11 protein-coding genes and 2 pseudogenes are annotated in these 13,965 nt (G+C 42.9%); 6 read left to right on the top strand and 7 right to left on the bottom strand.

Annotated features, from left to right (window positions below):
- Positions 1-133: 133 nt before the first annotated feature.
- The 3 genes from O9300_RS17455 to dndD all read right to left on the bottom strand — a co-directional run bounded on the left by O9300_RS17455 (position 134) and on the right by dndD (position 4,721).
- Positions 134-1,615 carry a cupin domain-containing protein gene (locus O9300_RS17455; protein ID WP_287972988.1) on the bottom strand — a complete coding sequence of 494 codons (1,482 nt, stop codon included), beginning with the start codon at positions 1,613-1,615 and terminating at the stop codon, positions 134-136.
- A 106-nt stretch (positions 1,616-1,721) separates the two neighbouring features.
- Positions 1,722-2,120, bottom strand: a complete 399-nt coding sequence (gene dndE / locus O9300_RS17460) for a DNA sulfur modification protein DndE (RefSeq protein WP_004160206.1) — start codon at positions 2,118-2,120, stop codon at positions 1,722-1,724.
- 615 nt (positions 2,121-2,735) lie between these two features.
- Positions 2,736-4,721 carry a DNA sulfur modification protein DndD gene (gene dndD, locus O9300_RS17465; protein ID WP_287972990.1) on the bottom strand — a complete coding sequence of 662 codons (1,986 nt, stop codon included), beginning with the start codon at positions 4,719-4,721 and terminating at the stop codon, positions 2,736-2,738.
- Positions 4,722-4,975: 254 nt separating this feature from the next.
- On the opposite strand from dndD, the gene O9300_RS17470 reads away from it, so the two are divergent.
- From O9300_RS17470 to O9300_RS17485, 4 genes are all read left to right on the top strand, one after another.
- Positions 4,976-6,619 (top strand): alpha-keto acid decarboxylase family protein, encoded by a 1,644-nt coding sequence (locus O9300_RS17470; RefSeq protein WP_287972991.1) that lies wholly within the window; start codon positions 4,976-4,978, stop codon positions 6,617-6,619.
- 144 nt (positions 6,620-6,763) lie between these two features.
- Positions 6,764-8,179: an IctB family putative bicarbonate transporter gene (locus tag O9300_RS17475; protein ID WP_287972994.1), complete on the top strand. Its 1,416-nt coding sequence runs from the start codon at positions 6,764-6,766 to the stop codon at positions 8,177-8,179.
- A gap of 360 nt (positions 8,180-8,539) precedes the next feature.
- Positions 8,540-8,860: a protease inhibitor I42 family protein gene (locus O9300_RS17480; protein ID WP_287972995.1), complete on the top strand. Its 321-nt coding sequence runs from the start codon at positions 8,540-8,542 to the stop codon at positions 8,858-8,860.
- A gap of 54 nt (positions 8,861-8,914) precedes the next feature.
- Positions 8,915-9,826 (top strand): C1 family peptidase, encoded by a 912-nt coding sequence (locus O9300_RS17485; protein WP_353851571.1) that lies wholly within the window; start codon positions 8,915-8,917, stop codon positions 9,824-9,826.
- 320 nt (positions 9,827-10,146) lie between these two features.
- Here O9300_RS17485 and O9300_RS17490 read toward each other — a convergent pair whose 3' ends face one another.
- Positions 10,147-11,070, bottom strand: coding sequence for an AAA family ATPase (locus O9300_RS17490; RefSeq protein ID WP_147070774.1), 924 nt, complete (start codon positions 11,068-11,070; stop codon positions 10,147-10,149).
- Between the two features lie 254 nt (positions 11,071-11,324).
- On the opposite strand from O9300_RS17490, the gene O9300_RS17495 reads away from it, so the two are divergent.
- Positions 11,325-11,843, top strand: a complete 519-nt coding sequence (locus tag O9300_RS17495; RefSeq protein WP_287972999.1) for a hypothetical protein — start codon at positions 11,325-11,327, stop codon at positions 11,841-11,843.
- A 6-nt stretch (positions 11,844-11,849) separates the two neighbouring features.
- Complete coding sequence (locus O9300_RS17500) at positions 11,850-12,122, top strand: hypothetical protein (RefSeq protein WP_287973000.1); 273 nt, start codon at positions 11,850-11,852, stop codon at positions 12,120-12,122.
- Here the strand turns inward: O9300_RS17500 and O9300_RS17505 are convergent.
- The 3 genes and pseudogenes from O9300_RS17505 to O9300_RS17515 form a co-directional block, all read right to left on the bottom strand.
- Positions 12,119-13,042, bottom strand: coding sequence for a bifunctional riboflavin kinase/FAD synthetase (locus tag O9300_RS17505; protein WP_287973001.1), 924 nt, complete (start codon positions 13,040-13,042; stop codon positions 12,119-12,121). The two genes, O9300_RS17500 and O9300_RS17505, sit on opposite strands and share 4 nt — an antisense overlap.
- 402 nt (positions 13,043-13,444) lie before the next feature.
- Positions 13,445-13,822: pseudogene (locus tag O9300_RS17510) on the bottom strand (zinc ribbon domain-containing protein); the annotation flags it as partial.
- 16 nt (positions 13,823-13,838) lie between these two features.
- Positions 13,839-13,965, bottom strand: a pseudogene (locus tag O9300_RS17515) (IS630-like element ISMae26 family transposase); the annotation flags it as partial.

Here is a 13,965-nt window from a genome sequence, read left to right on the forward strand (position 1 = left end):
GAGAAGATGCAAGGGTGATGCAAGGGTGATGCAAGGGTTTTAAGAGATTCTAGCAGATTTAAGTGCATTTGGGAAGCTCTCAATCAAGCTAAAAGCCCTTTCCTGTAAGGTTTTTACCATTATTCAGCAAACCCTAATTACCCATAAAACTTTTACCAGTTAATCCGAAATCAGCTATCGCCAGAAAAATTAGCTCTTCTTCTCCTAAGTTCACAGATTGATGCACACACCAACGGGGAATAACAGCAAAAGTACCCGGTTCGACTTCGTTTTCGTATTGATCAACAATAACTTTTCCTTGACCCTGAAGAAATACAAATACGGTTTCATGTGCGTGTCTGTGCATTTCATTCGCTTTTCCTGGCTTGACTATAACTAGGCGTGGATCTAAAACTTCTAGATCAAATGGCAGGCGAAATACGTTAAAATCAATATTGAGTTTATCAACCTTATTGTTGTATAAAGCTTCTAAGTTGCTGGCGCTGATTGTTGAAATAAGCTCTTTACCTTCTTGCACATGAGTCAAGCTTTTTTGTTCATTAATTTTTTGAGTCAATACTCCCAGTCGCACTGTTTGAAAATCATGATAAAGTTGTGAAGCAAGCCTTAATATTGTTTGAGAGCATTGGCATTCACCAGATGGATTTTCAAGCCAATTTAACAAGTTCAGAACTTCTTCCTTGTGCTTTTCCCTTTGCATCCCGTATAGCAAAAGTGAACTCAATCCGGGTAGTAGTTTTTCCACTGGAACAGTAGATAAGTCTTCCGTCAATCCAATACGCACATCATTGATTTGATGCAATAAAAGTTCCTGTTCCTGATTAGACAGCTTTTTGCCTTTAATCATTTTAGTGAAAAGCGTAACAATCTTGAGTTGGTCTGATGATGTCAAAGATTGATCTAACGCCAACGCACGTTCATACATATTGTCCCAGTAAGCAGCACGTAGATTTAAGGCTTTTAACATTCCTTTCCGTAATTCCAGAACAGCCTGTTCGCTTTCACTGGCTAATTCTTTAGCAATCTCAACTAAAGTTAAGCTGTGTTCATCCTCCACTTCTGTATGTAAAGGAAAAAATACATATTGCTGCAAGGATAATGATGTATGTTTTTTGATCGCTTCAATAATGTGTTTGTAGATAAATTTAACAACAGATTCAGTCCCTAAACCTATCGCTCCAATAGCTTGGAGTGAACTTCCATTCTGGAGCAGCGATAAGAATGATTCACGCCAGATTTCCACTTCAACACAAGGCGTTTGCGTGCTATCTACTCCCATCGCTTCTTGAAAACGCTTGAATAACTGTGGGTGAGGAATTTCCTGTACCCACTCGTCCTTAATACCTAATTTACGGATTGCTTCGAGATCTTCATCGTGTAGATGTCCGTTTTCTTCAGCTAAGTTCTTCAGCAGGTGATTTCGATGAGTGGGATTTTCTAGCTTTGATATTACTGCTGTTAAATAACGGGAAAACCAGTCACTATAAGCTCCGTATTGACTGGCAAAGTCTTTCAGAACTTCATCAATATGTTGAAATTCTCCTTTTTCTAAAGCAAGTAAATACGGATGATTAATCGCTCGATGGCTTAGTGCTTCCTCGATTAAATTTTCCATTTTTTCTCATCCCCCGATAGCCGCCCTCTTTTAAATACCATCACAAAATTGGCCAATTGTCAATAGCGTTTGAGATGCGCTCCCCCTGAAAACAGATCATTCTTGATTAAGATTCTCTGAGATTTTCTCTCTCTAATTCGATTAAATTATCGATTTTCTTTAGCTTGGTATCCCCGGCAAGATAACCGATCCCGCGATGTAAATGTAAGCGAAATTGTTGAGTTAGAGTTTCTTTATCGGTTCCTAATCCGTCTTGATGACAACGTTGTTTAAGGGCAATTAGGAAAATATCGGCCATTTCTCCCCCGAATACTTTCCAAGATAATTCTACATTGCTATCGGCAGGAATGGGAACGGGAGAGGGGAGACTCGGTTCGGCAAGGGAACGACAAAAAGCCCAACGACAGAGGATATTCCATTGGTCAATTTTGGTGTAGCGTTTTAATTTTATTAGGCTATCTTTGGCGGTTTGAGATAGTCGAAAACGTTCGATCGGTGATTCCATAATCTATAATTTTACCTCGATCTGACTGATGAGAAAATAGTTAGTCATTCTCAATCCTGTTTAATAGGATAGTGGGAAGTAGGGAGCTTTTTTTCAGTGTTGCCAAAGGCACGGCGTAGCCGTCCAGTAAACAGTAATCAGTGAACTGATAACTCGCATCTGATAACTGATAAATGATAACTGATGAGTGCATCTCAAATTTGCAGAAATAACGACAATCGGCAATTATCAGTAACTCTTAAATTATGGTTCTTCGGTTTGTCTTATGCAATGGACGGGGTTATAAGGAATGAAACCCTTATAGAGACAGGTGTTGCTGCGATTTTTGTCAACTGTTTTCGATCTAGAGCGAACTAATCAATTAAATCTCTTGCCAGATAAAGATTTAGTCGATTTATGCCACCCTATCGAACCATACCAAGTAACGAAGAACCTAAATTATTACAGATGTATCAGCATCCGCGTGTAAGCATCCCACCGAAAAACTAATGCGCTCCGGGGTTTGGGGGGTAGAACCCCCCAAAAGCTTGGATTGAGCGATAAAATCGAAAGTAAGGCCCGATGTCTCAAGTTAATTGGGGGAGAATTTCTTGGGAATTTATCTGAGTCATAATCTTACCAAAAGTAGCGGTCAGGGTGAATAGTAGTTTGACGTTGTTGGGAATTGTATTCTAGCAGGTATTTTCGGGCGATTACTTGCTGTTCTTCTAATAAGAGTAGCTCATTTTGTCCAATTTCTGTATCGGTAGAAAGGAGAATGACTTGAGAGGAAGCGGCGGGAAAATAGCGTTCAACTAAATTATGGCGATGGGAAGAATCTAAACGTCCGAGGGGTGTATCGATAGCGATGGGTAAATCTCGTCCGGAGACTCGCGCTAATCCCCACAAAAAAGCGATCGCTAATAGTTGTTTTTCTCCGGCAGAAAGACGGTGTTTAGGCACGTTTTGTCCATCGGGGCCAAAGAGAGATAGACCAAAAGTATCAGCATCGATCGCTATTTTATGCACCAGATCGGACTTATGCAATAAATAACGAAAACATTCCGCCACTTCTCCCTCTAATCTATTTAATTTTTTTAAAGTTAAGCGTTCTTTAAATACTTTTAAAGTTTGCTGTGCTTTGACAATAGCATTGACGATGTGTTCGTTACTTTGGGATTCTAAAGCTTTCTCACTATAGGCAAATAATTCTTTTTTAGTTTTCTCAATTTTCTTTTTGATTTCCTCATAATTTTTGTGGCTTTGCTCGTATTCTGCCTGAGCATTTAGATACTTTTTCTGAGCGGTTTTTAAGTTATTACTCAGGGTTTCGTATTCTTCGGGAGAGGCTGCTACTGCTAATTCTCGCTCTAAATTATCTAAGTCAGCTTCCAGATTTCTTAATTGTTCTATTGCTTGATGAGCGAGGTTAATTTGTGCCGGTAATTGATGGGTTAAGACTCGATTTAATAACTCGATCGCCTCCTCGTCTAAATCTAAGTAAGGAGTAATCAAAGAATCGCTATCCTCAGCTAAAAACTGATTTTCTTGCTGTAAAAATTCTCTAATATTCTCTAATTGTTCTAAAGTTAAATTCAGTTGTTCTAAATAAGCAAGTAACTTTTTATCTCTGGATTCTAAAACCGATTGAGCGACCTTAGCTGATTGAACTTTTAGCTCTTTTTCTCCCTGAATTTTAGCCGCTTCTAGGAGAGGAAAAATTAACTTTAATGGTAAAAATTCCCCCGCCAATTGACCTAAATATTCTCTCTGTTTATCTAACTTTTTATCTAAATCCTTTTTTCTGCTCTCTAATTGACTTCTTTCGGCGGCAATTTTTCCGCCATCAATGCGAAATTTATCCGAGACTGCATCAAAATCATTTCTAACCAAATCTAAATTTTTTTGTTGAGTTTCCATCTCTTGTCTAGCCAATTCCAAATCTTCTTGGTACTGGGCTAATTTTTTCTCGATCGCTTCAATAGTTGCCAGTTCATTTTCTGCTGCTAATAGCCGGCGCTTGCGACTAGCTAAAATATCAAGATCAACGGCTAATCTTTCCGCTAATTCTAACCCTAATAAAGTCTGCATCGAATCCTTAACGCTGTCAGGAGGTACATCCTGTTCTGCCAATTCTTTTACCTGTTCCCCATCAAATAAAAAGAGGTTAGAAATACCCAAAGGTAATAAAGTTTCAATATATTCATCCCAAGTATTAGCTAAGGCGGGATCAGGCCAATCTTCATCTAAAATACCGAGGGTATCCCTACCATCTTTGGGCTGTTTTGTCCAGTATCTAACGATACGATATTGTCGCCATTGTTCATTAACTAGATGTTCAAAAGCCAGTTCAATTCTAGCTTGATCGATGAGGGAAGCTTGATTATTAACTGCTTGACTGAGAAACTCGGCATAACTTAAATTATTGCGAGTAGAACACTTTGCCCGCGCACCGTACAAAGCCAAACGAATCGCATCCATTAAAGTAGTTTTACCGCCCCCATTCATGCCTCCCAAAAGGATAATCGGACAGGGATTGTTGTCTTTTTCGGGACGTAAATTAATCACTTGACGACCGGCGTAGGGACCGAAATTTTGCAAAACTAATTCAGTAAAAATCATTAACAGTCAGCCTTATTTAAGTCGAAAGTTTTAGGGAATCTCCTGTAAAAATTATACCTGAAAAAGTGCCGCAGATATTTTTTTACACCCAAGAAAAAACCCCAGACTTTATACTATAGCATTGATCACCATCACCTAGATATAATCAAGGTTTCCTGATTTTTACTTTCCAGTTTATTACTGGGCATGAGCCTATTTTTTGAAAAAATCGTTATGATCGGCGTGAAAGTGCCAACACAGGGGAGAAAATCGCTATGATCACGATCGGCGAATATTTATGCCAGTGTCTCCATAATTTAGGGGTTAATCATGTTTTCGGGGTGCCGGGGGATTATGTCCTCGATTTGATGGATGTTTTGGTGGAAAGTCCGATCGAATTAGTTTGTACCTGTAATGAGCTTAACGCGGGTTATGCCGCCGATGCCTACGCGCGAGTCAAAGGGATGGGTGCTGTCTGTGTCACCTACGGAGTCGGGGGATTTAGCCTGGTTAATGCTGTGGTCGGTGCTTACGCTGAAAGAGTTCCCTTGGTGGTAATTAGTGGGGCTTCCGATCGCTCGATTCGCCGGGATAATTTATTATTACACCACACCACGGGCGATTATAATCTGCAATTTTCCATCATGGAAAAAGTCACGGTTGCCTCGGTTATTCTCACTAATTCTGCCCAAGCAGCCAGTCAAATCGATCAAACTTTAGCCGCTTGTTTGCATCACAAACGTCCCGTGTATATCGAAATTCCCCGGGATCTGGTCTATCGTCCCTGTATCCCCTCAGAAAAGCCAATTTATTTAACCGATAATCTCACGGATGCCGCCGCTTTAGAAGAAGCCATTGAAGAAGCGGCTTTTTTATTAGAAAAAGCGGAAAAACCAATTATTTTAGCAGGGGTAGAATTCCATCGGTTTAAACTCCAGGATAAGTTGCTGAAACTTTTAGAAGTAACGGGTTATCCCTTAGCCACCACTATTTTAGGTAAGTCGTCAATTTCGGAAATGCAGCCGCAATTTATCGGCACTTATGTGGGGGCATTAAGTCGCGAATACGTTAGTCAACGGGTGGAAAATGCCGATTGTGTCCTCTGTTTAGGGGCGATCATGTCCGATATGAATTTAGGCGGATTTACGGCTAATTTAAATCCCAATAATTTGATTAATGCCAATTCCGAGAAGGTAAAAATTAAACATCACTTCTATCAACCAGTATTCCTAGGGGATTTTATCGAGGGTTTAATTAATAAGCTAAGTCACAAAGAAGCGGCTACACTAGAGATTAAACCTGCGGCCGAATTGAAGAATTTAGAATTCATCCCCGTGCCAGAGCAAAAATTAACTAATGCTCGTTTTTATGAGCGAATGAATCATTTTATCGCTCAAGAATCTTTTGTTATTTCTGATACAGGGGACGCAATTATTGCCACAATTGATTTATTAATGCCCCAAAAAACCGACTTTATCGGTCAAGCATTTTATCTCTCTATTGGTTATTCAATTCCCGCCTGTTTAGGAGTAGCTTTTGCCGCACCAAATACTCGTCCTATCGTCTTTGTGGGGGATGGTGCTTTTCAAATGACCGCCCAAGAACTTTCGACAATTATCCGTCACCATCTCAATCCAATTATCTTTTTAATTAATAACGACGGTTACACGATCGAGCGGGTAATTCAGGATAATATTTATAATGATCTACAACCGTGGAAATATCACCAATTACCAGCAGTATTTAACGGGGAAAGTTGGAGTTGTCAAGTCAGGACAGAAGGGGAATTAGAAAAGGCTTTATCGATTGCCCAGGGTAACATCGATCGCCTATCATTTATTGAAGTACATCTTGATCGTTTTGACTGTTCCCAAGGCTTAACTCGTTTAGGTCAAGCTTTACGTTCACCCCACGCTTAGACTGGTTATGCTATTAGGTTTTGACTGTGTGAAGCTGTCCTAAGACATCAGACTGAAACTCTTTTGGCTCCCAAGAGTCAACAATTAAGATACAATCGGTATCTTAATCAAAGTGTGATGGTGACAACCGCAACTAAAAACCCTATGAATGCTTTATGGAAACAAATCACCCTATTGAACTTTTCGCCCGCTTCTTGGTCAAAATATAGCTATCTGCATCGTTTCGTCGGCCTTTTTAGTCAATGGCGACAGGGTAGCTGGTTTGTGCAGTGGACAGAAATGATGGGTGCGCTGTTAATCTCTCTCCTTATCGCCACTGCGCCGTTTTTCTCCACCAGTCAAATCGGTTTTTTGCTGTTAGCAATAGCGGGTTATTGGCTACTCTTAACCCTTGTGGATGAAGGCAAAATCGGGGTGACACCCATACATCTTTTGGTACTTTTATACTGGGGAATTGCCACGGTTTCTACGGCTTTTTCTCCCGTTAAAACCGCAGCTTTGGAAGGATTAATTAAATTAACTCTCAATCTCATCTTTTTTGCCTTTACCGCCCGAATCATGCGCTCACCACGCCTAACAAATTGGATTCTGACTACTTTAGTTTTAACCGCCTTAGCAGTCAGCATCTACGGCATTCGTCAGCAAATTTTTGGTGCGGAACAGTTAGCAACTTGGAACGATCCCACTTCAGAATTAGCGGGAGATACTAGGGTTTATAGTTATCTCGGTAATCCTAATTTATTAGCTAGTTATTTATTCCCTGGTATTGCTTTTAGCGGTGCGGCATTATTTGTGTGGCAGGGATGGCTACCGAAAATTTTAGCGGCTTTATTAACTTTAGCCAATGCCGCTTGTTTATTTTTTACCGAGAGTCGTGGCGGTTGGATTGGTTTGATGGTCTTAGGAATTGTCTTCTTATTGCTATTATTTTATTGGTTCAAAAGTTATCTACCGTTATTTTGGCAAACATGGCTTTTACCCTTAGTTTTAGGGGGTTTAGCCGTGGTGGTTTTAGGGGCGATTTTATTGGTGGAACCGCTGCGAATTCGGGTGATGAGTATTTTCGCTGGACGGGAAGATAGTAGTAATAACTTTCGGATTAATGTTTGGGATGCCGTTATTCGCATGATTCAAACCTATCCACTTTTGGGCATCGGACCGGGTAATGATGCTTTTAAGAAAATTTACCCCCTATTCATGAAGCCAAAATACACGGCTTTAAGTGCCTATTCTGTGCTATTAGAAATCATGGTAGAAACGGGAATTATTGGTTTTACCTGTTTCCTCTGGTTATTAGTCACAACTATCGGCCAAGGCATCCATCAAATTAAACTTTTACGGGATAAAATGGATAGTCAAGGCTTTTGGTTAATCGGGGCAATTGCCGCTATGGCCGGAATTCTTGCCCACGGTTTTTTTGATACGGTTTGGTATCGTCCCCAGGTTAGTACCCTCTGGTGGTTAGTTTTGGGTTTAATTGCTAGTCGTTGTTATTCCCCCGCTAGGGGTTTTGATCCTGGCAATTCCCTCCTCAAGGGGGGCGAAATGGGGGAGCATTGAGGAGTTATTTCAAATTACGGATAGGGCTGCTCTGAAGGGTATTTGAGGCGCGTGTGGGCGAGGGCGATTATTAAGAAAAATCACAAATCTTTCATCCTACCATCTCTCGGTGGCCAAAGCAAGAGATAATTAAATTAGATCGTTTCCCAGTTTGTTCCGCGCTTGGCGCGATTTCCCAACTGCAATAACGAGAGTAAATCCCTGTGGCCGTTATAGAGACGAGGGAGGAAAATAATGGATCGTTCTCTTAAGTGGGCCGTTGCGATTGTCATAACTCTAATCCTCGTGCTTTCCCCGGTCTTTTCCCAGGGCTGTGGGGCGACAGAGTGGAACCCGAAAGGAGGGAACGGTCAAGATACAATGCTAACCCTTACTCGCACTGACAACGGCAAATCCATCACCATGCAGGTCAATGACCTACTGCTACTGTCCCTCGACGAGAATCCCACTACCGGCTTTCAGTGGGCGCTTGATGGCGGCGGGGGCGATTTAGTGGAGCTGCAGTCCTCTGAGTATGTACCTGCCGGGGAGTCGAAAGTCGGCGGGGGCGGTCAGAGAGTCCTGACCTTTAAAGCGCAACGGGCTGGGATAGGCCAACTAAAGCTTAAGCTCTGGCGAGAGTGGCAGGGAGAGCCGTCAGTTGTGGAACGATTTACTGTCACGCTCCAAGTCCGGGAGTAAAGGCTTCTCAGATAGCCAAGGGCTAGTGAGTAACGACTTAGGAGGAAAGGAAAAATGAGTGAAACATTTGTAATTCCCGCAATGGGATGGTTGCCCGACTATCCCGATATTCGTGATGTCACTTTTCAATCTGAACGCGTACCATCCAAACTGCAAGCTTTGGGACAGCCATCTGTCAAGCAAATGCTGGCCAAAGTGGGAGCAACGACATCTGCCCCAGCAGCGCTGCCAGCCAGCGTGGACTTGAGGCCGTGGTGTTCCCCCATGGAGGATCAACAAACTATCGGTTCTTGTACGGCCCACGCCGGGGTCGGACTGGTGGAGTATTTTGAGCGGCGAGCTTTTGGCAAACACATAGATGCCTCGCGCCTCTTTCTTTACAAAGTGACGCGCAACTTGCTCAAATGGACGGGAGATACGGGGGCCTTCTTGCGCTCAACAATGTACGCCCTCACCTTGTTTGGCGTACCACCAGAAGAATACTATCCCTACAATATCGCTGATTATGACAAGGAGCCGTCGGCATTCTGCTACGCTTTTGCCCAAAGCTATCAGGCGATTTCCTACTACCGCCTCGATCCCCCCGGGACGGCAAGAGACGCACTGTTAGCTCGGATTAAAACCGAATTGTCGAAAGGTCTGCCCTCGATGTTTGGCTTTACTGTTTACAGTTCTATCAGTCAGGGCAACACGACCGGCAAGATTCCTTACCCGACTCGGGGCGAGAGAGTTCTCGGCGGTCACGCAATTGATGCGGTCGGTTACGACGACAACCTCAAGATTAAGAATACTAACCCCGGTGGCATTGAAACCACTGGTGCCTTGCTGATTCGCAACTCCTGGGGGACTGCCTGGGGAAGCGCTGGCTACGGCTGGCTGCCCTACAAGTACGTCCTCGATGGTCTGGCAACTGATTGGTGGTCGCTAATCAAGAGTGAATGGGTCGATACGGGACAGTTCGGATAGGAGACCGATTCGATAAAGGCTTCTGGTGAGTTTTTTCAGAATAGGGGGGACGCTGGGAAAACTCACCGTTTGTTTAATTTTTTAGGGGAAGCTTTGTGACATACCCATCCCTAAAAGCGAGGGCTTCCTGCTTCCTCCGTTTTGATTACTGTTCTGGCATGGAAAGATGGTCAAAAAAAGTAAAAACAGAAGCACGTTCAAAATATTTTTACTCCAGCCTTGAGTTAGCTAAGGCAATACTAGCAATTAATAGATCGGCTCTACCAATTTGGCCGAATTTAGAAATACCCTGTAACTTACCATTCATCGATAACTGAAATTTAAGCACAGATGCGATCCTCGATCGCCACCGATTGCAGAAGTCTTTCCACGATAGCTTTAGCTTGACGACCGTGACTAGGAATCAGACGATGGCAGAAGACGTAGGGAGTAATCAACTTAACATCATCGGGGATAGCATAATCGCGACCTTCCAAGAAAGCGTAAGCTTGAACTGCTTTTTGCAGAACCACACAACCCCGGGGACTGACTCCTAAACTAATATCTTCATGATCACGGGTAGCGCGGACTAAATCGACGATATATTGCTGTAAAGCAGGAGCTACCTTGACCAGACTGACTAATCTTTGCAATTCTCCCACCTGTTCTAAGGAAATACAAGCTTCTAGGGATTTAACCGCCTCTTGAGAATGCTGTCTTTGTAACATTTTTAATTCTTCTGTGGCACTGGGATAACCCAAACTCAGGCAAACGGCAAAACGGTCCATTTGTGCTTCTGGAAGCGGAAAAGTGCCTTGATATTCGATCGGATTTTGGGTGGCGATCACAAAGAAGGGTTGGGGAACCGGCCGCGCTTCTCCATCGATGGTAACTTGTTTTTCTTCCATGACTTCTAGAAGTGCCGATTGGGTGCGCGGGGTGGCCCGGTTGATTTCATCGGCCAACAGGACGTTAGCAAAAGCGGGGCCGGGGATAAATTCAAATTCGCGACTGTTGGGGTTCCAAATCGTGGTTCCCGTGATATCACTAGGCAGGAGGTCAGGGGTGCATTGTACCCGTTGGAAACGACCGTTAATTGAACGCGCTAAGGATTTGGCTAACAGGGTTTTGCCGACTCCGGGGACATCTTCCAGGAGAGCGTGACCACCACTGAGCAAAGCCACCAGCACAATGCGAATCGATTCGGTTTGGCCGACGATGCTCTGGCTCAAATTTTCCATCAAAATATCAATAGCGTCTCTCATAGCACAAAAGGGGTATTTTGTCAAAAAGATTAATGTTAAGTTTTTTTGATCTTAACGATTCTTTTCCTAATTTGCCCACACTAGCGAGAAAAGTTGACAGACAATGGCGGGAAATTTTCTGCTAGGGAGCTAATCAGGGTTAGGGTGGCGAGCAGGGAGAAAATTAGTTAAGAATTGTTGCCAGTGGGCGAAATCAAGATTTTCAGTCGGTTCAGTACGGTAAAATCGAGAAGAATTTCTCTTAATCAGTGAAGATGAAAGCCAGTTCGCTCGTTTTTAGTCTTGTTTTAGGAATCGCTGCCAGTACATTAACCAATAGTTTACCCAAAAATTTTACTTTCAATTCTCAGAAAGTATTGGCTCAAGATCAGGCCCCTTCCTGTCCCCTCCCTCCAGATATTGCCATCACTTTTCGCAATAGCCAATGTCAGGCAGTTACCCTAGAAAAACCCCAGACTTTTTTCCGTTATTATAGTGACGAAAATTACAAAAAAGGTCGTTTTCTGACCACGGATCAATATACCACCAATGTGGAGGTGATCAGAAATTTAGCCCTCGATCAAAAGTGGATTCCTCCCAATCAAGCGACCAAAGTAATATCGGTGACTTTACCTGCGGGAACAACGGTTTATCAAGGAATTGTCGCCCCCCAGAATCCGGCTGATTGTTATCCCGGTGGTGGTCAGCAAACTTTTATTAAAGACTCGCGAGATGCCAATATACAATGGGGAGAGGGGCGAGCAATAACGGTTACATCTCTTTCCTGTCGCTAGAATATTATGGAAACGAACATGAGGGAATTAATTCAATCAATTGACCAAGCTATTACCGTGGCCGAACAGATGCGGAAAACAGAAAGATCGACTCGGATTGAGGGTTTAATTTCTGTCCTGAAAACCATCAAAAGTCAGGCTTTAGCTGGTCAATTACCACCGTCTCAAGGCATTGTTAGCCTAGGATTAGCGCGAGAAGTAGCTGATTGGATCGATTCCCTTGATTCTCCTTTATTGAAAGCGGTGGGTAAAGTGGAAAGAGAATACCAAAAATATTAGGAATTGTCAGTTACAGAAGTTAGAATTAATCGAGAGCGATCGCAGTCTATCTCGATCTGATTTTTTAATCGATCGAGAGAATTAAATTTCTGTTCTGGTCGCAGGAATTGCACTAAATCCATCGTTAAAATGCGATCATATACATAGCCCGACCAATCCAATAAATGGATTTCCACACTGATAGTTTTTCCCTCGATCGTGGGACGATAACCGATATTCATAACTGCCGGTAAGCGAGAACCATCAAGAGGCACCCAACCGCAATAAACCCCGAATCGCGGCAATAATTTATCGGGGGGAACCTGTAGATTAGCGGTATGAAAACCTAATGTTCTGCCCAGCTGTTGCCCGACGACCACGCGACCGGTTAAACTGTAGGGACGACCTAACATTTGCCCAGCTTGCTCAACGTTTCCTGCTGCCAAAGCTTGACGAATTAGGGAACTACTAATCCGACCCGCCCCACAGTTTTTTAAACCAACAATCTCGACTTTAATATTAAATTGAGAGGCGATCTGTAATAAATCTTCGGCTGTACCTTGACGACGATAACCGAAGTGAAAATCTTGACCAACACTGATCGATTTAGCCTGTAATTTTTCTACTAAAATCTGTTCGACAAAAGCCAAGGGAGTCAGGGAAGCTAATTCAGCCGAAAAAGGCAGTAAAACTAATTGTTTAACGCCTAAATTCTCTAAAACCTCCACCTTTTCCCCTAGAGGAGTTAATAATTGCCATTTTTCTCCCGTAAAAAATTCCCGCGGGTGGGGAGTAAAACTAACAACGGTGGGATAAGCGGGGCCATCCTGAAAAATTGGCTGTAGGACGGTTTGATGACCTAGGTGCAAACCATCAAAGTTACCAAGAGCGATCGCACTAGGGGCTAAAATACGGGTATTAGGGGAATCTACAATCCACACGCTGGCTTTAAGAACAGATACAAGAGAATAGTTCAAGCGATTAATCTTGAGTGTAGCCTTTTGATTCTATATCAATCGGGCGATCAAGCCAAAAAAACGCCCCCAATTACTTGGAGTCCTTTGGAAGCTTTAGCAAATTGAACGTGAACGATCCAGGTGCGATCGGCCCAGAATTCCCAATTAATTGCACCAGAAAGATGAGGGAAACAAGCATTCATTAATTGTTCAGTTCGTTCTTCTCTTGGTCGTCTGTGGTTGTTCTTCGTGCTTTTGTGGTTTCCCAATCTGATCAAGCAGAAGTTTCTTGTTTTTGTTTCTTTGGTTCTAATCCTGTTGCTAATCTTGACTCTCCCCCGCTAACCGCTCGCGCGGTGTAGCGGGGGATTCTCGGTTCTTAGGCTTTTAACTAGATCGACCGGGTTTAACCCAGTCGATCCCCGTCAAATCGCCTCCGCGAGCGTTTTCTAACACGGTCAGTCCGACCGCATTTTTTCCTCGGTTCTCGATTACCTTTGCTGATGCCGTATCTCTCGGTTCGATGTGACCGCAAGAATCACACCGGTGAACTCTTTCCGATAACGACTTTTTGCCAGTAATCGCGCCACAATTAGGACACTCCTGTGAAGTTCCGTTTTTATCGACCTTAAGATAATATTTCCCCCGTTTCCAAGCGACAAAGGGTAGTATCTCGTTAATAAAACTACCGACACCCGAATCTAGAGATTGTTTTCTAACGATCCCTCTAGACCAGGAAACGAAGTTAATATCTTCAACGAAAATATAGCAATTCTCTGACTCATGAGGTACAGTAGCAACAGTGAGTAAACCAATTGCGAATATCTTTTTGAGTAACTTCTAACATAGCTAATTCAATCCCTTCTATTAAGTCTTTGTAAGTTCTCGCCTTCAGTTTTCTTAATATC

It is taken from the genome of Microcystis sp. LE19-195.1E (assembly GCF_027532095.1).
In the GTDB taxonomy this organism is placed as follows: domain Bacteria; phylum Cyanobacteriota; class Cyanobacteriia; order Cyanobacteriales; family Microcystaceae; genus Microcystis; species Microcystis aeruginosa.